14 protein-coding genes are annotated in these 20,499 nt (G+C 76.4%); 9 read left to right on the top strand and 5 right to left on the bottom strand.

Annotation, left to right across the window (positions count from 1 at the left end):
• Positions 1-150: 150 nt before the first annotated feature.
• Positions 151-1,812, top strand: a complete 1,662-nt coding sequence (locus ACFVXG_RS28410; RefSeq protein ID WP_387931285.1) for an FAD-binding oxidoreductase — start codon at positions 151-153, stop codon at positions 1,810-1,812.
• Position 1,813: 1 nt separating this feature from the next.
• Here the strand turns inward: ACFVXG_RS28410 and ACFVXG_RS28405 are convergent, their stop codons facing one another.
• Both ACFVXG_RS28405 and ACFVXG_RS28400 read right to left on the bottom strand, forming a co-directional pair.
• Complete coding sequence (locus tag ACFVXG_RS28405) at positions 1,814-3,097, bottom strand: MFS transporter (RefSeq protein WP_387931284.1); 1,284 nt, start codon at positions 3,095-3,097, stop codon at positions 1,814-1,816.
• 43 nt (positions 3,098-3,140) lie between these two features.
• Entirely contained in the window at positions 3,141-4,184 is a 1,044-nt protein-coding gene (locus ACFVXG_RS28400; RefSeq protein WP_387931283.1) for a homoserine dehydrogenase, read from the bottom strand.
• Positions 4,185-4,353: 169 nt separating this feature from the next.
• On the opposite strand from ACFVXG_RS28400, the gene ACFVXG_RS28395 reads away from it, so the two are divergent.
• The 8 genes from ACFVXG_RS28395 (at position 4,354) to ACFVXG_RS28360 (ending at position 11,262) form a co-directional block, all read left to right on the top strand.
• On the top strand, positions 4,354-4,578 hold the full coding sequence (locus ACFVXG_RS28395) for a hypothetical protein (RefSeq protein ID WP_387931282.1): 225 nt from the start codon (positions 4,354-4,356) through the stop codon (positions 4,576-4,578).
• Positions 4,579-4,799: 221 nt separating this feature from the next.
• The gene (locus ACFVXG_RS28390; protein ID WP_387931281.1) at positions 4,800-6,425 is read left to right on the top strand and encodes a M48 family metalloprotease; all 1,626 of its coding nucleotides are present in this window, start codon (positions 4,800-4,802) and stop codon (positions 6,423-6,425) included.
• 69 nt (positions 6,426-6,494) lie between these two features.
• Positions 6,495-7,628, top strand: a complete 1,134-nt coding sequence (locus tag ACFVXG_RS28385) for a hypothetical protein (protein ID WP_387931280.1) — start codon at positions 6,495-6,497, stop codon at positions 7,626-7,628.
• Positions 7,629-7,789: 161 nt separating this feature from the next.
• Positions 7,790-8,392, top strand: a complete 603-nt coding sequence (locus tag ACFVXG_RS28380) for a thioredoxin family protein (protein WP_387931279.1) — start codon at positions 7,790-7,792, stop codon at positions 8,390-8,392.
• Entirely contained in the window at positions 8,389-8,901 is a 513-nt protein-coding gene (locus ACFVXG_RS28375) for a hypothetical protein (protein ID WP_387931278.1), read from the top strand. The genes ACFVXG_RS28380 and ACFVXG_RS28375 overlap by 4 nt, the downstream gene beginning before the upstream one ends.
• A gap of 94 nt (positions 8,902-8,995) precedes the next feature.
• Complete coding sequence (locus ACFVXG_RS28370; protein ID WP_387931277.1) at positions 8,996-9,577, top strand: hypothetical protein; 582 nt, start codon at positions 8,996-8,998, stop codon at positions 9,575-9,577.
• An 85-nt stretch (positions 9,578-9,662) separates the two neighbouring features.
• Positions 9,663-10,019, top strand: coding sequence for an antibiotic biosynthesis monooxygenase family protein (locus ACFVXG_RS28365; RefSeq protein WP_387931276.1), 357 nt, complete (start codon positions 9,663-9,665; stop codon positions 10,017-10,019).
• A gap of 112 nt (positions 10,020-10,131) precedes the next feature.
• A complete protein-coding gene (locus ACFVXG_RS28360; protein ID WP_387931275.1) occupies positions 10,132-11,262 on the top strand; it encodes an FAD-dependent oxidoreductase in 1,131 nt (376 codons plus the stop codon).
• 17 nt (positions 11,263-11,279) lie between these two features.
• Here the strand turns inward: ACFVXG_RS28360 and ACFVXG_RS28355 are convergent, their stop codons facing one another.
• The 3 genes from ACFVXG_RS28355 to ACFVXG_RS28345 form a co-directional block, all read right to left on the bottom strand.
• Positions 11,280-12,329, bottom strand: coding sequence for a hypothetical protein (locus ACFVXG_RS28355; protein WP_387931274.1), 1,050 nt, complete (start codon positions 12,327-12,329; stop codon positions 11,280-11,282).
• 156 nt (positions 12,330-12,485) lie between these two features.
• Positions 12,486-14,036 carry an aspartate aminotransferase family protein gene (locus ACFVXG_RS28350; RefSeq protein WP_387931273.1) on the bottom strand — a complete coding sequence of 517 codons (1,551 nt, stop codon included), beginning with the start codon at positions 14,034-14,036 and terminating at the stop codon, positions 12,486-12,488.
• Between the two features lie 25 nt (positions 14,037-14,061).
• Positions 14,062-20,469, bottom strand: coding sequence for an SDR family NAD(P)-dependent oxidoreductase (locus tag ACFVXG_RS28345; protein ID WP_387931272.1), 6,408 nt, complete (start codon positions 20,467-20,469; stop codon positions 14,062-14,064).
• Positions 20,470-20,499 lie beyond the last annotated feature (30 nt).

The following is a 20,499-nucleotide window of genomic DNA, read 5'->3' as shown; positions in this document are numbered from 1 at the left end:
GCCCCCCTCGCTCCCCCGGCTCCCCCGGTTCCCGGTGCGCGCCGCCGACCGCCCCATGGTTGTGGCAAGTCGGCACTCGATCACGGGGCCGGCGGGTACCGTGCGGCCACGGGCGGCGGCGCCGACGGCGTCCAGGAATGAGGGGCGGGCATGAGCGACAGCGGAGCGACGCCGAACCTCCCGGCGGGACCGGACCGGAGACGGGTGCTGCGGCTCGCCACCGCACCCCTCGCCGCGCCCCTCGCGGCCCTGCTCGCGGCCTGCGGCGGGCCGGAGCCGAAGCCCTCCCCGGACCCGTCGGCCACCACGGGCACCCCGGGCACCCCGGGCACCCCGGGCACGCCCTCGGCCCGGCCGGGCACGGCGAGCCCCACCCCGGCCGGCCCGGCCGACTGGGCCGCGCTGGCGAAGGACCTCGGCGGCACCGTCATCGGCCCGCAGGACGGCCGCTACCAGGACGCGAGCCGGCTCTACCAGCCGCAGTTCGACGGCCTCCGCCCCGCCGGGATCGTCTACCCGGCCACCGCCCAGGACATCTCGACCTGCCTCGCCTTCGCCCGGCGGTACGCCGTCCCGGTCGCGCTGCGCAGCGGCGGGCACAGCTACGCGGGCTGGTCCTCGGGCAGCGGGATGGTGCTGGACGTCGGGTCGATGGCGGCGGTCAGCGGTGCGGGCGGCGCGGCGACGGTCGGGGCCGGCGCGCGGCTGATCGACGTGTACGCGGGGCTGGCGGCCGAGGGCGTGACCGTCCCGGCCGGCTCCTGCCCGAGCGTGGGCGTGGCCGGGCTGGCCCTGGGCGGCGGCATCGGCGTCACCTGCCGCGCGTACGGGCTGACCTGCGACAGCCTCACGGGCGCGGAGGTCGTGACGGCGGACGGGCGGATCCGGCGGGTGGACGCCGGCGCCGACCCCGAGCTGTTCTGGGCACTGCGCGGCGGTGGCGGCGGCAACTTCGGGGTGGTCACCTCCCTCACCTTCCGCACCCACCCTGCGGTGACCTGCGCGTACGCCTTCCTGTCCTGGCCGTGGTCCGCCGCCGCGTCCGTCGTCGCGGCCTGGCAGAGCTGGGTGGCGGGCGCGCCGGACCAGCTCTGGGCGAACCTGCACCTGGACACCTGGCCGGACGGCCGGCTGCGTCTCACCGGCACCGTCAACTTCCTCGGCCCGCAGAGCGAACTCGCCGACCTGGTCGACCGGTTGGCCGTCGCCCCGGCCACCGCCTCGCTGCACACCGCGCCGTTCCTGGACACCATGAAGGAGATGGGCGGGGTGGCCGGCTGGTCGGAGGCGGCCGCCCACCTGCCGGGCGGCCTGCCCGGGCAGAGCCCGGAGGGCCGGCTGACCAGGGTCTCGTACGCGGCCCGCTCCGACTTCTACACCAGGCCGATCGGCACGGCCGGGATCGCGGCGCTGGTGGCCGCCGTCGACCAGTACGCACAGGCCGCGCCGCAGGGCGGGAGCGCCTCGGTCGCCTTCGACGCCCTGGGCGGCGCGGTGAACCGGGTGGCCCCCGGGGACACCGCCTTCGTCCACCGCAGTGCCCTGTTCGCGGCCCAGTACATCGCCAACTACCCGTCCCCCGGCGCTGGTTCGGGGCCGGGGGTGGAGCAGTCGCAGGCCTGGCTGCAGGAGGTCTGGACCGCCATGCGCCCGTACGCGAGCGGCGAGGCGTACCAGAACTACCCCGACCCGCGGCTCGCCGACTGGGCGCAGGCGTACTACGGCGGCAACCTCGACCGGCTGCGGCGGGTGAAACGCGCCTACGACCCGGACGGCCTCTTCACCTTCCCCCAGGCCGTCACCCCGGCGTGACTCAGCCCCGGGACGGACGGACGCGCCCCGGGCGGACCGTGGCGAGCAGCACCAGGGCGGCGGCCTGGACGGCGATCACGGTGGCCACCAGCGCCGGGACGGACACCGCGTAGAGCGCGCCGGTGAGCGCCCCGCCGGCCAGGGTCGCGACGCCGACGACGGCCGCGAAAACCCCGTAGGCGGTCGCCCGGCGCGGCGCGGGGACGAGGTCGGCGACCATCGCCCGCAGGGTCGACTCCTGGACGCCCAGCGCGGCGCCCCACACCAGCGCGCCGGCCACCGCGGGCGCCACCGCGTCGGCGAAGCCCAGCGCCGGCACCGCCGCGGCCAGCACCGGCAGCGCCACCAGGGTGCGCGGGCCGACCCGGTCGTACAGCCAGCCGGTGACCAGGCTGGCCAGCGCGCCGGCGAGCATCGTCCCGGCGTACAGCACCGGGACGGCGGAGGCGGTGAGCAGGTGGTGCCGGATGAGGTGGAAGGAGAGCACCCCGTAGGTGGTGAAGCCGGTCATGGTCGCCGTGGTGAACGCCGCGTACACCCAGAACGCGCGGGGCAGCGGCTGCCGTCCGGGCGCCGGGGCGGCCGGCGCGGGCTCACGTGCGGCCTCTGACGCGGACCCTGACGCGGACTCGTAGCGGCCCGGGTCGGGCACCCGGGTGCGCAGCCACCACAGCAGGCCGAGGGCGGCCGCGCCCGGGACGACCAGGACGCCGAGCGCGGGCCCGTAGCCGCCGGTGACCGCGAGCACGGCCGCGACGGTGAGCGGCCCGATGACCGCGCCGACCTGGTCGAGGGCCTCGTGGACGGCGAAGCCCCGGCCCCGGCCGGTGGCGGCGGTGGCGTGCGAGAGCAGGGTGTCCTTGGCCGGTGAGCGGACCGCCTTGCCGACCCGCTCGGCGATCACCAGGGTGCAGGCCGCCCCGAGCGAGCCCGCCACGCCGAGCAGCGGGACGGACGCGACGGTGAGCGCGTAGCCGCCGATCGCCAGCCCCCAGTACCGCCCGGTGCGGTCGGCGAGCGGCCCGGACAGCAGCCGCGGGACGAGCGCCGCCGCCTCGCCCGCGCCGGTCACCACGCCGACCAGCGTCGCCGAGGCGCCGAGCGAGGCCAGCAGCGGGCCGGTGATGGAACGGGCGCCCTCGTAGACGAAGTCCGCGAGCAGGCTGACGATGCCGAACCACACCACGAAGCGCCACGGCCGCATACCCGCGCCGCCACCGCCCTGCCCGGCCGTCCGGTCGGCCGTCCGGTCGGCCTGCCGCCGGCCCGCTGGATCGGTGCCCACTCCGCCTCCACGATCGCCACCTGTGCCGAGGCTCCCGCGCGGCTCAGCCGAAGCCGTGCGTGCGGGGCGCCGTGACGTCAAGAGTGTCCCGCAGCATCGCGAGCGCCGCGCCGAGCGGGCTGGACCGGCCGCCGCTCACCGTGATGTCGCCAGCCTCGGGGCAGCCGTAGACGACCGCCTTCTCCGGGCCGGTGAGCGCGTACAGCGGGTCGCCCGGCTCGGTCCGCTCCAGCCGGACCTCGACCAGCAGCGGGCGGTCCGCGCGGGCGCTCGCCACGGCCCGCAGTCGGCGCCCCTCGGCCGCCGCGGCCACCGCCGCCGCGCCCGTCCGCCCGTCCACCGCCTCCGTGCTGACCCGTACCGCCGACGGCTCCCAGCCCCACAGCAGGGCCGCGAGCAGCCGCACCTTGGTGGCCGCGTCGCCGCCCGAGAGGTCGGCGGAGGGGTCGGCCTCGGCGATGCCGCGGCGCTGGGCCTCGGCGACCGCCCGGTCGAGGGGGTCGCCCTCCGCCAGGCGGTCGAGCACGAAGGTGGCCGTCCCGTTGGGGCAGGCCCGGACCGAGCGGCAGCCGAGCCCGCGCACCCCCGTGCGTGCCAGGTCCGCCGCCGGGAGGGCGGCGCCGGTGGCCCCGGAGATCCTGATCAGGCTGCCGCCCGCCCGGGCGGCCTCGCCGAGTTCACTCCAGTGGCTGAGCAGGTGGCTCTTGGTGGCGGTGACGACGTGGACGCCGCGCCGCAGGGCCAGCGCGGCCTCCTCGGCGGCCTGTTGCCGGGCCTGCGGGGAGGACGGGAGCGCCTGCACCAGCACCCGCGCGCCGGTCCGGTCGAGGGTCCGTGCCAGGGAGCCCAGCGGGCCCCACTCGGCGCGCGGCGGGACCGGCCCGCCGTCGCTCGGCTCCACCTCCGCCGAGCCGACCCGTACGGCCGCGAGCCTCGGCCGGACGCCGTGGTCGCGGGCGAGCCCGTCCCCCTCCGTCAGCAGGCGCTCGGCATAGGCGCGGCCGACCGGGCCGTAGCCCGACAGCACGACCGCCGGGTCGTCGCCCGGCGCGGACCGGGGGGCGGCCCCGGCATCTGGTGAAGGCATCCCGGCAGGATACCCCTGGGGCTATCCGCCACTCCGGGGCCGGTCGTTGCCGCCCCTCGCGGCCGTCGGCCCGCGCGCGGCGGCCATCCCACCGGGCCCGGCCCGGTGGCCGACCGGAGGGTCCCGGGGTTGCATGGGGTGACCGAGCCCCGAGCCCGTGGAGGTCGCCGTGTACGAGATGTGGGCCGAGCAGGACCCGGCGGTGTCGCCGCCCGCCGTGGTGTGGCACGTGGTGGCGAAGGACGACGCGTCGGCGTCGCTGTGCGGGCGGTTCCTCGAACCGTCCCAGCGCGTGGTGCCGCCCGGCGACACCGACAGCACCCAGGTACCGGACCGGTACTGCGACCCCTGCCTGCTGACCGTCCGGGAGGCGCTGGCCGCGAGCGGCCGCTGACGGGCCGAATCCCGGCAAGCCCGCACGAATCGGAAACGGTGACGAACCCGCAGGTGGGAGCGGGGGCAGGGGGCGGCTTACCCCGGTGCGCGGGCCGCCCGGGGACCGCTACGATCCTCACTCGTCGCACACCCGTTCACCATGCAACAACCGCGCGCCGCTCACGCCGTCGCGCCCAGGGGGAGGACCACCGCATGGGCGCGCCCCAGCGTTCCACCGCCATGAGCACATCCACCAGAGCCGTCACGGCCGTGGCCCTGCTCATCGGCTTCTACCTGCTCGCCCTCGGCATCCTCGTGGGCCTGATCGCCCTCGACGTCGCCCTGTACCAGGCGTCCGGCGAGTTCCGCCCCGGGCTGCTCAAGCTCTGGGCGCTCAGCGCCGCCGTCGGCTACCCCGTCGCCCGGGTGGTGTTCCTGACCCGCCGTCGCAAGGGCGACGGCGAGCTGCCCGGCGTACTGCTGACCCGCGAGCGGCAGCCCGAGCTCTGGGCCATGGTCGACCGGATCTCCGAGCGCACCGGCGTCCGCGGCCCGGCCGAGATCCGCCTGGTGCCCGAGGTCAACGCGGGCGTCATGGAGGAGACCAGGCTGCTCGGCCTGATCCCCGGCAAGCGCCACCTCGTCATCGGCGCCCCGCTGCTGATCGGCCTCAGCGAGGGCGAGCTGGAGTCCGTGCTGGCGCACGAGTTCGGCCACTACAGCAACCGGGACGTCAAGCTCGCCGCCGTCACCGTCGCCGGCCGCCGCGCCGTCCTGCACACCGTCGGCGGACTCCACCACCGCGCGGACCGGCACCAGGCCCAGGAGAGCGCCAAGCTCGCCGCCAAGGCCGAGAAGCGGCTGGCCAAGGGACGCAAGCCCTCCGACGAGCAGGCCGGCGGCGGCGTCGACCGCGCCCTTGCCGGGATCTTCACCGGCTACGCCAAGCTCTACTTCCGGGTCTCCGAGGCCGTCGGCCGCCGCCAGGAGTACGCGGCCGACCGGGTCGCCGCCCAGCTCGCCGGCCGGGACGCCACCGCCGCGGCCCTGCGCCGGATCCCGGCGCTGGACGCCGCCCAGAACTTCTACCTCAACCGCTACGCCACCATCGGCTGGGACGCCGGCCTGCTCCCGCCGCCCGGCCAGGTCTACGGCGGCCTGCACCACCTGCTGAGCGACCCCGAGCGCCGCGCGGAACTCGCCGAGCACGCGCTCGACCTGCCCGAGCAGGAGCCCGACCCGTACGACTCCCACCCGCCGATCCACCTGCGGGTCGCCGCGATCGAGGCGCTGCCCGACGACGGCCGCGGCCCCGGCGCCGCCGGCCCCGCGCTGGCGCTGCTGCGCGAAGCCGAGCGGGCGCTCGCCGAGCTGGAGGTCGCCTCGCTGATCCCGGAGGCCTCCGGCAAGCAGCGGGTCGACTGGCCCGAGCTGGTCCGCGCGTCGATGCTGTCCCGCGCCCGGGAGGCCGGCACCCCGGCCCGCCAGGCACTCGCCGGACTCGGCCTGCCGCCCACCGCGCACGGCCTGCTCGACGGCATCGACGCCGGCCGCGCCTGGGAGTTCACCGACCGGCTGCCCAAGAGCGAACAGGCCGCCGCGGCCACCGGCCGGGCCGCCCGGGAGTTCGCCCGCCCGATGCTGCGCGAGGAGCTGGCGCACGCCGCCGTCGTCGCCCTGGCCGAGGCCGGCCTGGCCGGCTGGGAGCTCTCCTGGGCCGGACCGGCCGAACTCCGCCTGCCGGACGGCTTCGCCGACGGTTTCGACGCGGCCCTCGACGCCGCCTGCGGGGACACCCCCGACACCGCGCCGCTGCGGGCGCTGCTCGCGGGGGCGGGCCTGGCGGCCGACGTCCCCGCCGTCTGACCTGCCCGTCACGCCCCTCATCACCGGCCCGTCAACCCAGCGGCCCGTCACACCTCGGAAGGAACACCTTTGATCGGCATCATCGTGCTGGTTGTCATCGGCCTCGTCCTGCTCTTCCCGGTCGTCATGACCAAGCTGACCAAGCGCAAGCTGGCCCAGGTGGAGCAGGCCAAGGCCACCATCGCCAGGCACGAGGCGCGGCTCGCCGAGGAAGCCCGGACGAAGAACACCATCGTCCCGGCCGAGCACGGGCTGCTGCTCGGCAGCGAACTCCTGCTGGACGACCAGCCCGGGGCCGAGGAGACCGCCGTCCTCGCCGCTGCCAAGGCCGGCGACTGGCAGGCCGCCGCCGCCTACCTCAGCGTCGAAGCCACCGCCGACCTCCGCTGGCGCCGCCAGCGCGAACTGGCCCAGCTGGCCGCCGAGGACGACGCCTGGCTGCAGGCCTGGCGCGCCGAGCGGCCGCAGGACCCGACCGCCGCACTGCTGCACGCGGACGCCATGGTCTACCTGGCCTGGAACGTCCGGACCAGCGCCCGCGCCAACCAGGTCACCCGTGAGCAGTTCGACGGCTTCCACCGCATCCTGGCGGAGGCCGCGGAGGCCGCCGTCGCGGCCGCCGCGCTCGCCCCCGCCGACGACCCCAACCCGTGGGTCGTCCAGATCCCCATCGCGATGGGCCTCGGCTGGCCCAACGACCGCTTCCGGCAGCTCTGGGCCGAGCTGGTCGAGCGTGACCCGCACCAATGGACGGCGCACGCCCGGGCGCTGCAGTACTGGTGCGCCAAGTGGCGCGGCAGCCACGAGCTGATGCACGGCTTCATCGACGGGGCGATCGCCGCGGCACCGGCCGGCAGCCTGCTCGCGCCGATCAAGCTGGAGGCCTACTACGAGCAGTTCGCCCAGGACGGAGAGAAGGCCACCGCCTGGCAGCGCCCGGAGGTCGGCGCCGCCCTCGACGCCGCGCTCGCCGACCTCGCGGCCGCCGACCCCGACCACCCCCGGATCCGCTACGCCCGCGGCTGGCTCGCGTACACCCTGACCAAGGCCGGGCGGCCCACCGAGGCGCTGGCGCAGTTCCAGGCGCTGGGCCAGTACATCCCGCAGCCGTTCACCAACTTCAACGACCCCCGGCAGGCCTTCATCGACCTGCGGGTCAAGGCCGTCCAGGGCGCTGTGGAGGCGGCCGGGCAGCGGGCCTGACGGCGTCACCTCCGTCGGGTCAGGGGGGCCGGGGTCAGGGGGCAAGGAGGCGGGTGGCGGCGCGTCGGCGAACTCCACCCGGACGAGGTAATCGCCGGTCGTCCGGGCCCCGCCCCCGCTATCCTCCCCGGGCCGACCACTCACCACCGGAAGGGGAACCCATGCGGCACCGCCGCGCCCTGCTCACCAGCACCGTCCTGACGGCCGTGCTCATCACCGGCTGCAGCTCCCGCGGCAGCGCCACCGACCGGGCGGCCGCCGGCCCCTCGAAGGCTTCCCTGGCCGCCGCGCCAACCGTCCCCGCGCCGACGGGCTCCGCGCCCGCGAGTGCCGGGGCGGGGGCGGGGACGGGGACGGGGGCCGCCGAACTGCCCGACGGATACGACGCCACCCGCGACGCCACAGCCGATGTGAAGGCCGCCCTCGCCCAGTCGGCCGGGGACCAGCGCCCGCTGCTGCTCGACTTCGGGGCCAACTGGTGCCCCGACTGCAAGGTCCTCGACAAGCTCTTCCGCTCCCCGCAGGTCAACCCGCTGCTGCGGGACGACTACCGGGTCGTCGCGATCGACGTCGGCAGGTTCGACCACAACCTCGACCTGGCCGCCCAGTACGTCGACCTGCAGAGCAGCGGTATCCCCGCCCTGGTCGTCCTCTCCCCCGACGGCACCGTGCGCACCGCCAGCAACGACGGCGCCTTCGCCGACGCCCGCACCATGAGTGCCACGACCGTCGCCACCTTCCTCAAGCGCTGGGCGCAGGCATGACCCTTGCCCGACGGACCCTCGGCGCGATCGCGGCCCTGCTGGTCCTCGGAGCGGCCGGCTGCGCCGCCGACCCGGCCCCGGCCGCCGCCCCCGCCGCCACCTACCGTGGCGGCGGGGTGACCGTCACCCTCCAACTCACCACCGCGGACGACGGGCGGCGGCAGCTCAGCGCCACCTTCACCCCCGACGAGGCCGGGTTCCACCTGTACAGCGTCGACCTGCCCGCCGACGGCATCGACGGCCTCGGCCTGCCCACCCGCCTGGCCGTACGCGGCGGCCTGGTACCGGACGGCACCGCCCGGGCCGACCGCCCGCTGCGCACCGTCAGCCCGCTCGGCCTCGGCGTGGACCTGCCCGTCTACCCGGACGGCGCGGTCACCGTCACCCTCCCGGTCCGCCGGGCCGCCACCGGGCCGAGCGAAGCCGTCGTCAGCTTCGGCGCGTGCAGCGAACAGCGCTGCCTGATCCCCGTCACCGACCAGGCCGTCCCGCTCGGCACGGTCGGCTGACGAACGGATCACGGACCCGTCACACCGCCCGCACCCGACCGTACGTACCGCTACCGTCGCCCCGACGACCCGCACCACGACCCGGGGAGACCCCATGCGCCGCACCGTTCTCGTCCTGCTCGCCGTCGGCCTGACCGCCACGGCGGCCGCCTGCAGCAGTTCCGGCTCCGGATCCTCCGGTTCCTCCGTCGCCGGACCGGCAGCCACCACCCCCACGGCCACAGGCAGTGCCACCTTCACCATGAACACCCCCTCCGCCGCCCCGACCCGAGTCGCCCCGGGCACGATCGCCCGCAGTGCCGCGGCCACCTTCGCCACGGTCGCCATGGCCGTCCCCAGCACGCAGTTCGGCCGCTCGGTGACCGCCGAGGACGACCCGAACCACCTCCTGGGCCGGCCCGGCCAGTACACCTCGAAGGTCACCTTCACCGACACCCGCATCAAGGCGGCCGACGTCGACGGCGAGGACGCCGACTCGGTGGCCCGCGGCGGCGCCGTCGAGGTCTTCGCCACCCAGGCCGACGCCGAACGGCGCGCCAAGTACGTCCAGGACACCGTCAAGTCGATGCCCGCGCTGATGGAGTACGACTACGTCAAGGGCACCGTCCTGATCCGCGTCTCCAAGCTCCTCACCCCCGCCCAGGCCGCGAACTACCAGGGTGCCATCGGCGCCTGACCGCCCGTCCCTCCTCCCGTCCCTCCTTCCGTCCCATCCTGGAGGGACGCTGGATCATCGACGGTCCCCGCCCTACGGTGGCGCCATGAGCGATCACCGGGAACCGCCCGCCATGCCCGTCCAGGCCTTCGAACCCCCTTACTACCTGGCCGTGTTCACCGCCGTACGGACGGCCGACCAGGACGGCTACCGCGAGACCAACGCCCGCCTGGAGGACTCGGTGCGGTCCATCCCCGGCTACCTGGGGATGGACTACGCCCAGTCCCCCGCCGGACTGGCCATCACCGTCGCGTACTTCCGCGACGCCGAGGCCCTCGACCGGTGGCGCACCGACCTCGAGCACCGCGCGGCCCAGCGGCGCGGACGGGCCCAGTGGTACCGGAGCTACTCGCTGCACGTCGCGAAGGTGGAGCGCAGCCACGGGTTCACGCGCGAGGGGTGACGGCTGTCATGTCGGATCGATGACGGAGCGGCCTGCCGCCCGGGGGGCGGTGTCGGCGAAGCTGACGCTGCAACGGAATGGACGGCAGGCGAGCGGGACGAGGGAGCGCAGCATGAAGGTGTTGGTGGCCGGGGCCGGGATCGGTGGGCTCTGCCTGGCGCAGGGCCTGGTGCGGGCCGGGATCGATGTGCGGGTGTTCGAGCGGGAGGGCGGGGCGGACAGCCGCTACCAGGGGTTCCGGATCGGGCTGGACGCACCCGGGCTGGCCGCTCTGCGGGAGTGCCTGCCGTCCCGGCTGCACGGCCTGCTGGAGGCGGTGACCGGGCCGCTCGCCGGTGAACGGCGGCTGGTGGACCAGCAGTTGACGGAGCTGAGCCGACTCGGCCCGACGGAGGGCGGCACGGCCGCCGACCGGCATGTGCTGCGGCAGCTGCTGCTGGCCGGGCTCGGGGACCGGGTGGAGTTCGGCCGGGCCGTGGTCGGGTACCGGGAGCGGCCGGACGGCCGGGTCGAGGCCCGGTTCGCGGACGGCAGCGGCGTGGTGGGTGACCTGCTGGTCGGCGCGGACGGGGTGGGCTCGGCCGTGCGGCGGCAGCTGCTGCCCGGCGCCGAGGTCACCGCCGTGCCCGGCAGCGCCTTGCTGGGCCGCACCCCGATGACCGAGCGGCTCGGCGCCCTGGTCCCGGGCGCCGGCACCCTCGTCCAGGGGCCCGGGGCCAGCCTGTTGATCGGCCGGATGGACTTCCGCCGGCCGCCCCGGCTCGCGGCGGCCGAGCTGGCGCCGGAGGTCGAACTGCCGGACACCGGGAGCTACTTGCGCTGGGTGGTGATGCTGCCCGAGCCGCTCGCCGCCGGGTCCTCGAGCTGGGCGGAGGTGCGCGACCGGCTGCTCGACCTGATCCACGACTGGCACCCCGACCTGGTCGAGCTGGTCCGGCGGTCCGATGTCGGCAACAGCTCGCCGCTGACGATCCGCTACGCCGAGCCCGTACCCCACTGGGGCACCGGGCCGGTCACCCTGCTCGGCGACGCGGTCCACGCCATGCCGCCGAGCGCCGGCCAGGGCGCCAACACGGCGTTCCGCGACGCCGCGCGGCTCTGCCGCTCGCTCACCGCCGTCCACCGCGGCGAGGCCGAACTGATCGCCACCGTCGAGGAGTACGAGCTGGAGATGCTGGACCGGGGCTTCGCGGCGGTCGCCGACGGCCTGGCCCGACTGCCCGACTTCACCCCGGCGCGCTGAGGGCACGGACGGCGGCGTCAGGGGCGGCCCCGCTCGGCGATGGCCCCGACGACCGCGGCCAGGTGGTGGGAGGTCTCCCAGGCGCGGCGCTGGCCGACGTTGCCGGGGCCGCTCTCCAGCCCGATCGCTCGGCTGTGGATCTCCTCGCGGCCCCAGGACGGGTCCGCGTGAGTGCGGCGCCAGACCTCGGCCCGGGTGAGCTGACGGCACAGCCGGAGGGCTTCCAGGCCCGTCGCGTCGACCGCCCGTACGACGTGCCAGTGACGGCGACCGGTGTAGCGCAGGTTGGCGGGCGCGACCCGGACCCGGGCGGGTTCCGGCGGGTCGGGGTGGGTGACGCCGTGGTCGCCGAAGTCGGGCGGCGGGCCGCCCGCCCGGCGGGCGACGTGTTCCCAGAGGTCCAGCTCGTGGCGGCGCAGCGCGGTCAGGACGTACGGCCGGAACCCTCGCAGGCTCGGCGGGAACGCCCCCGCGGCCAGCGCGATGTGACGCCAGGGCCGTGCGCGGGCCCAGCCGAGGACGTCGAGCGCGCGTGGCACCAGGGCGGTGACCGCGTCGGGGCCGGGCAGGTAGCCGGCGTCGAGCAGCAGGTCCGTGTCCTGCGGCGTGAGCGCCACGGCGGCCAGGACGGCGCGTACGTCCTCGGTCAGTTCCCCCGGGCTGCCGGGCAGGTGGTGCAGGTCGATCCGCAGGCAGCCGCCGGCGCCGTGGGCCAGCTGGGCCTGGCGGATCTCGTCGAGGGAGCCGACCGGGTCGGTGGTGCGGAAGGCCGGGATGAGCGTCTGGAGCCAGTCCTGGAAGGACTCGCTGAGCCACCGCAGGGCGTGGCCGCGGTAGCCGGTCCCCACCGCGCCGTACTGCCAGAGCCGGCCGCAGTCGACGGTGACGGCCAGGCGGGCGGGGAGGTGCTCGCCGGCGTGGCGGGCGAAGGTCCGCACGACGTCGGCCAGGCGCTGGTCGGGGTGGACTTCGAGGAGCGGACGGATGCGTGTCTGCACCTCGGCGCTGATGTTGCGCAGGGCGGTGAACTCGCCCGCCTTGCCACGCAGGATCGGTACGTACTCCATCGGCCCCCCGCTGACGGTCGTGCGTGCACAGTGCGTCGCTGTCGCTCCGTCAGTGTGCGGCGCACGCCGCCGTCCCACCAGGGCGCGTACCGGGCGCACTCGCTCCCGGACGCGCCTCGGCGGTCCCTTCCTCAGCGGGCGAGGAACCGCTCGTCCTCAGCGGGCGAGCAGCCGCTCGCCGTCCTGGGCGCGGAGCACCTCGCAGAGGGCGCGCAGGCCGGTCTCGGCCTGGTCGATCTGCGGGTCGGTGATGTCGACGGAGGGTTCGATCCGCAGGGTGGTCGTCGCGCTGGCGGTCGGGAAGACCCGCAGGGCGTGGTTGTTGAGGAGGTAGCCGGCGGCGGCGTAGCCGAGGACGCCGGCCCGGGACAGCTCGCGCAGGGGCGGGGAGGCGGAGTCGGCCTGGTCGTGGAGTTCCAGGCCGAGCATCAGCCCACGGCCGCGGACGTCCGCGACGACGTCCTTGAAGTCGTCACGCACGCCTTCCAGTCGGGCCAGGATCCGTTCGCCGCGTTCGGCGGCCTGCCGGTAGCGGGCGCCGCCGTCGGCCTCCAGCAGCTCCAGGGCGCGGGCGGCGATCAGGGTGGAGTAGGCGTCCTTGGCGAAGGTGGAGCTGTGCAGCAGCTCGAACTCGGGCCGGTGGCGGCGGTGGTGGACCAGCATCACCGCGGCCTTGGCGAGGCCGCCGCCGAGGCTCTTGGCGAGCACGTAGTAGTCGCCGCGCAGCCCGATCGCGGAGCTCGCCAGGAAGGTGCCGGTGCGGCCCATGCCGCTCTGCACCTCGTCGACCACGATCGGGCAGTCCGCCTCGGCGCAGATCCGCTGGAGTTCGCGCGCGTACCCGGCGGTGAGCGGGCGGACTCCGCCCTCGCCCTGGACGGGCTCCAGCACCAGCGCGCACAGCCGGGGCAGTTGGTGCTCGACCAGGTCCACCGTGCCGCCGGTGAGCGTGAGGCCCAGCACGGTCCGGCGTTCCTCGGCGAGGGCGGCGGCAAGCGCGGCCGGGTCCTCGGCGGGGACGAACCGGCAGGGGGCGGCCAGGGCGCGGAAGGGTTCCCGGACGGCCGGGTTGTGGGTCAGTTGGACGCTGCCGACGAGCTTGCCGTGGAAGCCGCCCGCCAGGGCGAGCAGGACCGGCGGTTCCGCGGCCCGGGGCCGGTTGACGGCTGTGAGGGCGGCGGCCAGGGCCTCGAAGTCCCCGCCCTCGGCGAGCTCCTGGGCGTCCGCGGAGAGGACGGCGCCGTCGCGCACCGCCCGGCGGGCCCGGTCGAGGTCCTCGTCGATCCGGGCCAGCAGCGCGGCGGCCTTCGACCCGCGGTCGAGTTCGGCGTGCTTGACGGCGGCCTCGACCGCCTCGGCGCCGCTGTTGGCGAAGACGGCGGTGTAGGGGCCCGGGTCGCCGGTGTCCCGGTGGAGGATGTCGTTGAGCCGGCGGGCGACGGTCTCGGCGTACGGGTGCAGTGAGAACTGGGCGTGCACCGGCACCTGGGCGGCCAGCAACTCCCGGGCGAGAGCCACCAGTTCGGGGTGGTTGTGGCCGAGGATCGTGGCGCCGAAGCCGCCGACGAGGTCGAGGACGGGGAGCTCGCGGCCGTCGTCGCCGCGCCGGTAGAGCAGGTCGCCCTCGGCGCGGACGTACTCGACGGCCAGGCCCAGGGACTCCAGCTGGGCGCGGAGGAAGGGTTCGGCCAGCAGGGTGGTGGTCATCGCGGTGTCTCTCTCACAGTGCCGGTCAGAGCCGGGTGTCGATGAAGCGGAGGAGTTCGTCGTCGTCGGCGTCGGCCAGTTCGTCGGCTGAGACGGTCGTCTCCCGGGCAGCGGTCGCGGCCGGTTCGAGCCGCTGGAGCAGGGTGCGCAGCCGGGCGGTGAGGTCCTCGCGGGCCTCCTCGTCCACGGCCGTGAGCGTGCGCTCCAGGGTGTCGAGGGCGGCGGCCGCCTGCTGCCGTTCCCGGGCGGAGCCCAGCAGGTGGCGCAGTTGTTCGGCGACGGCGGTCGGGTTGGGGTGGTCGTAGACCAGGGTGGCGGGCAGTCGGGTGCCGGTCAGCTGAGCCAGCCGGTCGCGCAGTTCGAGGGCCATCAGGGAGTCGAAGCCCGCGTACTCGAAGGGTTCCTCGGCCGGGATGTGCTCGTCCGCGCCGAGTACCTCGGCGGCCTCGGCGCGGACCAGGTCGAGCAGCGCGCCCGGGTCGGTGGCCAACAGCCGTACGGCGTGCGGCTCGGGAGCCGTGCTGCCCGGCGTGGGGTCGGCGGTGCCCCGGGTGGAATCGGCGCTGCCGGCTTCGACGAGGTCGCGGAGCATCGCGGGGGCCGGGCGGTGGATCGCGGCGGCGTCCAGGGCGAGCGGGACCAGCACGGCCCGGCCGTCGGCGAGGCCCGCGTCGAACAGCCGCAGTCCTTCGGCGGGTCGGAGCGGCCGTACGCCGGTGCGGGCCAGCCGGGCGCGGTCGGCGCGGCCCAGGGCGGCGGCCATGCCGTCGGGGGCGTCCCAGGATCCCCAGGCCAGCGAGACCGCGGGCAGGCCGGCGGCCCGGCGGCGGGCCGCGAGGCCGTCCAGGAAGGCGTTGGCCGCCGCGTACCCGGCTTGGCCGGCGGTGCCCAGGACGCCCGCGGCGGAGGAGCAGAGCACGAGCGTGACGGGCGCGGGGAGCTCGCGGGTGGCCTGGTCGAGCCAGACGGCGGCATCGGCCTTGGGGCGCAGCACGGTGTCGAGCCGCTCGGGGGTCAGGGAGCCGACCACCGCGTCGTCCAGTACCCCGGCGGCGTGCACCACGACGGTGAGCGGCGCCTCGGCGGGTGCGCCCGCGATGAGGGCCCGCACCTGGTCGCGGTCGGCGACGTCGCACCGGACGGCCTCGGCGCGGGCGCCCAACTGGGATAGTTCGGCGCAGAGTTCGGCGGCTCCGGGGGCGTCCGCGCCGCGTCGGGAGGCGAGCAGGACGCGGCGCAGCCCGTGCCGGGTCACCAGGTGGCGGGCGATCAGCCGGCCGAGCAGGCCGGTGCCGCCGGTGAGCAGCGCGGTGCCGGCGGGGTCGAGCGCCGGCCCGTCCGCCGCCGCAGCGGTGACCGGGGCCAGCCGGGGCACCCGCACGGACGCGCCGCGGAGGGCGAACTGCGGCTCGTCGGCGGCCGCCGCCTCGCCGAGGGCGGCGGCGACCGCTCGGACGCAGTCCTCGGGGGTCGCCTCGGCGGGCAGGTCGAGGTCGGCGAGCAGCAGGCGGCCGGGGTGCTCGGTCTGTGCCGAGCGGACCAGGCCGCAGAGCGCGGCCTCGGCGGGGTCGACCGGTTCGCCGTCCTCGGTGGCGACGCCGTGGCGGGTGGCGACGACCAGTCGGCGGTCCTCGCACCGGGGATCGGCGAGGAAGGCCTGGACGGCCGTCAGCACCCGGGTGGTCGACCGCCGGACGCGCTCCGGCTGGTCGGCGCAGGCGTCCCGGTCGGTGGAGGCATCGCGGTCGCCGGAGGCATCGCGGTCGGTGGAGGCATCGCGGTCGACGCGGGCGTCCCGGTCGCCGGGCGGGAGCAGCAGCCAGTCCGAGGAGTCCGACGGCGCCGCCGCCGGGTCCGCGACCGGCGTCACGGTGACGGGCGCCGCGCCCCGCGCGGGCAGGTCCCGCCAGGCGACGCGGTACAGGCCGCCGCCGCTCTCCGAGGTGGCCGGCGGCTCCGGCCAGTACCGCCGCCCCCGGAACGGGTAGGTCGGCAGGTCGATCCGGCGCGCGCCGGGCGGGAGCAGCGGCGCCCAGTCGACGGGGACACCGCGGACGAACGCCTCCGCGAGCGAGCGGGCGAACCGGTCCCGGCCGCCCTCGCCCCGGGTCAGGGTGGAGCAGACCGCGGCCGCCGGGCCCGCCCCGGCGTCGGCCAGGGTCGCCTCGATCGCCGTGCCCAGCACCGGGTGCGCGCCGACCTCGACGAAGGCCGTGAAGCCCTGCTCGGCGAGTGCCCGGACGGCGGGTTCGAAGCGGACCGGGTGGCGCAGGTTGCGGTACCAGTAGTCGGGCCCGACCGGGCCGGTGACCCAGCCGCCGTCGACCGTCGAGTACCAGGGCACCCTCGGGGCCGACGACCGTACGCCGTCGAGGAGTTGCAGCAGTTCCGGTTCCAGCTCTGCGACCCGGGCGGTGTGCGAGGCGTAGTCGACCGGGATCATCCGCACATCGATGCCGCGCCGCTCCAGCTCGGCGTGGAACGCGCTGAGCGCCGCGCCGTCCCCGCCGACCACGGTACGCTCCGGCCCGTTCACGGCGGCGATCTCGACGCCCCCGCCGCAGGCCCGGATCCAGTCCCGGACCCGGCGCTCGGGCAGCGGTACGGAGAGCATGCCGCCGCTGCCCGCGAGCCGGGCGCCGATGGCCCGGCTGCGCAGCGCGACCGTGCGGGCGGCGTCCGCCAGGGAGAGCGCGCCCGCCACGCAGGCGGCGGCGATCTCGCCCTGGGAGTGGCCGAGGACGGCCGCCGGGCGGACTCCGTACGCCTCCCAGAGGGCGGCGAGCGAGACCATCACGGCGAAGGACACCGGCTGGGCCACGTCCACCCGGTCCAGCGGCGGGGCGTCGGGGGCGCCGTGCACGACGTCGGCGAGCGACCAGTCGACGTGGCGGGCCAGGGCCCGTTCGCAGGCGGCCATCCGCTCCGCGAAGACCGCTTCGCCCTGCCACAACTCCCGTCCCATTCCGGCCCATTGGGCGCCCTGGCCGGGGAAGACCAGGACCACGTCCCGGTCCGCCCGGTCCACCGGTACGGTGCCGGTGACCAGCCCGGGCGCCTCCCCTCCCGCGGCGAGGGCCCGCAGCGCAGCGCGGGCGTCCGCCGGCTCCGCCGCCAGCACGACGGCCCGGTGCTCACACAGGGCCCGCCCGGCGAGCGAGGACAGCGCCACGTCCTGCGGCCTGGCCCCACCGTCCAGCAGCTCGGCAAGCCGCCCGGCCTGGGCGGCCAGCGCCTGCGGGGTCCGGGCGGACACCACCAGCGGCACCGGTCCCCCCTTCGGAGCAGCCTCCTCGACCGGGGCCGGCTCCTCGGCCGGGGCCTGTTCCAGCAGGACGTGGGCGTTGGTCCCGCTGATCCCGAAGGAGGAGACCCCGGCCCGGCGCGGGCGCTGCCGCTCGGGCCAGCGCTCCGTCCCGGTCCGCAGCCGCACCGCGCCGCCGGACCAGTCGACCCGGCTGCTAGGGCGGTCGACGTGCAGGGTGCGGGGAAGCACCCCGTGCTGAAGCGCCAGCACGGTGGCGGCCACGCCGACCGCGCCGGCCGCCGCCTGGGTGTGCCCGAGGTTGGACTTCACCGAGCCCAGCAGCAGCGGCTCGGCGCGCTCCGGCCCGTACGCGGTGATCAGGGCCTGGGCCTCGATCGGGTCGCCCAGCACCGTGCCGGTGCCGTGCGCCTCCACCGCGTCGACCTCGTCGGGGCGCAGCCCCGCGTCGGCCAGGGCCCGGCGGATCACCCGCTGTTGGGCCGGGCCGTTGGGCGCGGTCAGCCCGTTGGAGGCGCCGTCCTGGTTGACGGCGGACCCTCGCACCACGGCGAGCGGCCGCCGTCCGGCCCGGCGGGCGGCGGACAGCCGCTCCAGGACGAGGACGGCCGCGCCCTCGGCCCAGCCGGTGCCGTCCGCGGCCTCCGCGAAGGGCTTGCACCGCCCGTCGGGCGCGATGGCGCGTTGGCGGGAGAACTCCACGAAGGCGTCCGGGGTGACCATCACCGTCGCGCCGCCGACCAGTGCCGTCGTGCACTCGCCGGCCCGCAGCGAGCGCAGCGCCAGGTGCAGCGCGACCAGCGAGGAGGAGCAGGCGGTGTCCACCGCGACGGCCGGGCCGTGGATGCCCAGGACGTACGCGACCCGGCCCGCGGCGATGCTGGTCGCGCTGCCGGTGACCCGGTAGCCGTCCGCCGAGCGGGAGACCGGGACGCGTTCGGTGTAGCCGTTGGCGAACACGCCGGTGAACACCCCGACGTCCTGGCCGCGCAGGTCGGTCGGGGCGATCCCGGCCCGCTCCAGCGCCTCCCAGGTGGTCTCCAGCAGGAGCCGCTGCTGGGGGTCCATCGCGGCGGCCTCGCGCGGGGAGATGCCGAAGAAGTCGGCGTCGAAGAGCGCGGCGTCGCGCAGGAAGCTGCCGTGCCGGGTGTCGGAGCGGCCGGGGGCCTCGGGGTCGGGGTCGGCGAGGGTGGCGAGGTCCCAGCCGCGGTCCTCGGGGAAGCCGGAGACGGCGTCCCGTTCCTCGGTGAGCAGTTGCCAGAGCTCCTCGGGGGTGGTGATGCCGCCGGGGAGGCGCACGGCCATCCCGGTGATCACCACCGGGTCTTCCGCGGCGGCCCGGGGCTCGACCGCCCTTTCGGTGACCGGGGTTTCGCCCAGGCGCTCGCGCAGCAGCGCGACCACGGCCGCCGGGGTCGGGTGGTCGAAGACCAGGGTGGCGGGCAGGGTCAGGCCGGTGGCCTCGGCCAGCCGGTCGCGGAGGGCGACGGCCTTGAGCGAGTCCATGCCGAGCTCGGCGAAACTGGCGGCGCCGTACCTGCGGCCGGGCGGGAAGCCGAGCGCCGACTCGGTCGCGGCCGCGACCAGTGCGGCCAGGCCGTCCGGGCGCGGCGGTCCGGGGGTTTCCGCCGCCGCGGGCAGCAGCCGGCGCAGCGCCGCCTGGTCGGCCTTCCCGGCGCCGTTGCGCGGGATCTCCCCGACCAGGTACAGCCGGACCGGGAGCTTGTGGGGCGCCAGCCGGGCCGCGCCGAACTCCCGTACCCCATCCAGGGTCGGGGTGCTGCCGGGCTCGGCGACGGCCACCGCGACGACGGTCTCGCCCCACTCCGGGTGGGCGGCGCCGAGGACGGCGAGCTCCCGCAGGCCGGGGCAGTCGGCCAGCGCCCGTTCGACCTCGGCGGGGTAGACCTTCTCGCCGTTCTGGATGATCACGTTCTTCAGCCGGTCGACCAGGTAGAGGCAGCCGTCGGCGTCCAGCCGCCCGAGGTCGCCGGTGCGGAACCAGCCGTCCGCGTCCCGGAGTGGCTCCTCGCCGCGCCAGTAGCCGGGCGAGACGTGCTTGCCGCGCACCCAGACCTCGCCCGCCCGCTCCGGCCCGGCGACGTCCGTGCCGGTCTCCGGGTCGACGATCCGCAGCTGGGTGAAGGGCATCGCCCGGCCCGCCGAGCCGGCCTTGGCCAGGGTGAGCTCCGGCGGCAGGTAGCTGGCGAAGCAGGCGGTCTCGGTCAGGCCCCAGGCCTGCTGGAGCATCACCCCGCGCGCCGCGTAGTCACGGACGAGGGCGGCCGGGACGGGCGCACCGGCGACCACGGCGCCGCGCAGCGCGGACAGGTCGGCCTCGGCGAAGCCGGGCTGCCGGGCGAGCAGGGCGTACATCGAGGGGACGGCGAAGAAGGTGTCCACCTTGAGTTCGACCAGGTCGCGCAGGGTCCGCTCGGGGTCGAAGCGGCGGCGCAGCACGGTGGTGCCGCCGTGGCCGAGGTTGCGCAGGGTGAAGCAGTTGAGCCCGCCGATGTGCGACAGCGGGGTGACCACCAGGTTGACGTCGTCCTCGCGGGTGGTCATCGCCGCGTCGATGTTGGCGGCGTTCCACCAGATGTTGCCGTGGGTGAGCCGGACGCCCTTGGGCCGGCCGGTGGTGCCCGAGGTGTACAGCAGGACGGCGAGGTCCTCGGCGTCCAGCGGCGCGGGCTCGCGCGGCGGTTGGGCGGCGGCGGCCAGGGCCGGGGCGAGCGGCGTCCAGTGCGGGCCGGGCGGGCTCGTCACCGGGGCGGCCGGGTCGTCGTCCACGAGCAGCAGCCGGGCCCCGGACGCCCGGTCGACCAGCGGCGCGTGGCCCGGTTCGGCCAGCACGGTGTGCGCCTCGCAGTCCCGCAGCAGCTCCGCCACCTCGGCGGCGCCGAGCCGGTGGTTGACGGGGACGAAGGCGGCGCCCAGCCAGCTGCAGGCGAGGTAGGTCACCAGCAGGGTGGGGCTGTTCAGGCCCAGGTAGGCGACCTGGCGGCCGGCCGTCACCCCGCCGTCGGCGAGCACCTCGGCGAGCCGCCCGGCCCGGTCCAGCAGTTCGGGGTAGCCGATCGCGGCTTCCTCGTAGTGCAGGGCCGGGCCGGCCGCGGGCCGCCGGGCCGCGCGGCGCAGCGCGTCGATCGGGGTGATCTCCAGATGCATGGTCGTCCTCCTGGTCGGGGGGCGGGGCGC

The sequence above is a fragment of the Kitasatospora sp. NPDC058162 genome, from assembly GCF_042884005.1.
Lineage (GTDB): Bacteria > Actinomycetota > Actinomycetes > Streptomycetales > Streptomycetaceae > Kitasatospora.
Note: the sequence above shows the minus strand (reverse complement) of the source record. Positions and strands in the feature narration are given on the sequence as shown.

What these genes read in the sequence shown, in the direction of transcription:
- ACFVXG_RS28400 (WP_387931283.1), bottom strand. Translation starts at nt 4,184, where the DNA reads ATGCCTTCACCAGATGCCGGGGCCGCCCCCCGGTCCGCGCCGGGCGAC.
- ACFVXG_RS28355 (WP_387931274.1), bottom strand. Translation starts at nt 12,329, where the DNA reads ATGGAGTACGTACCGATCCTGCGTGGCAAGGCGGGCGAGTTCACCGCC.
- ACFVXG_RS28350 (WP_387931273.1), bottom strand. Translation starts at nt 14,036, where the DNA reads ATGACCACCACCCTGCTGGCCGAACCCTTCCTCCGCGCCCAGCTGGAG.
- ACFVXG_RS28370 (WP_387931277.1), top strand. Translation starts at nt 8,996, where the DNA reads ATGCGCCGCACCGTTCTCGTCCTGCTCGCCGTCGGCCTGACCGCCACG.
- ACFVXG_RS28365 (WP_387931276.1), top strand. Translation starts at nt 9,663, where the DNA reads ATGAGCGATCACCGGGAACCGCCCGCCATGCCCGTCCAGGCCTTCGAA.
- ACFVXG_RS28390 (WP_387931281.1), top strand. Translation starts at nt 4,800, where the DNA reads ATGAGCACATCCACCAGAGCCGTCACGGCCGTGGCCCTGCTCATCGGC.
- ACFVXG_RS28410 (WP_387931285.1), top strand. Translation starts at nt 151, where the DNA reads ATGAGCGACAGCGGAGCGACGCCGAACCTCCCGGCGGGACCGGACCGG.
- ACFVXG_RS28345 (WP_387931272.1), bottom strand. Translation starts at nt 20,469, where the DNA reads ATGCATCTGGAGATCACCCCGATCGACGCGCTGCGCCGCGCGGCCCGG.
- ACFVXG_RS28375 (WP_387931278.1), top strand. Translation starts at nt 8,389, where the DNA reads ATGACCCTTGCCCGACGGACCCTCGGCGCGATCGCGGCCCTGCTGGTC.
- ACFVXG_RS28380 (WP_387931279.1), top strand. Translation starts at nt 7,790, where the DNA reads ATGCGGCACCGCCGCGCCCTGCTCACCAGCACCGTCCTGACGGCCGTG.
- ACFVXG_RS28360 (WP_387931275.1), top strand. Translation starts at nt 10,132, where the DNA reads ATGAAGGTGTTGGTGGCCGGGGCCGGGATCGGTGGGCTCTGCCTGGCG.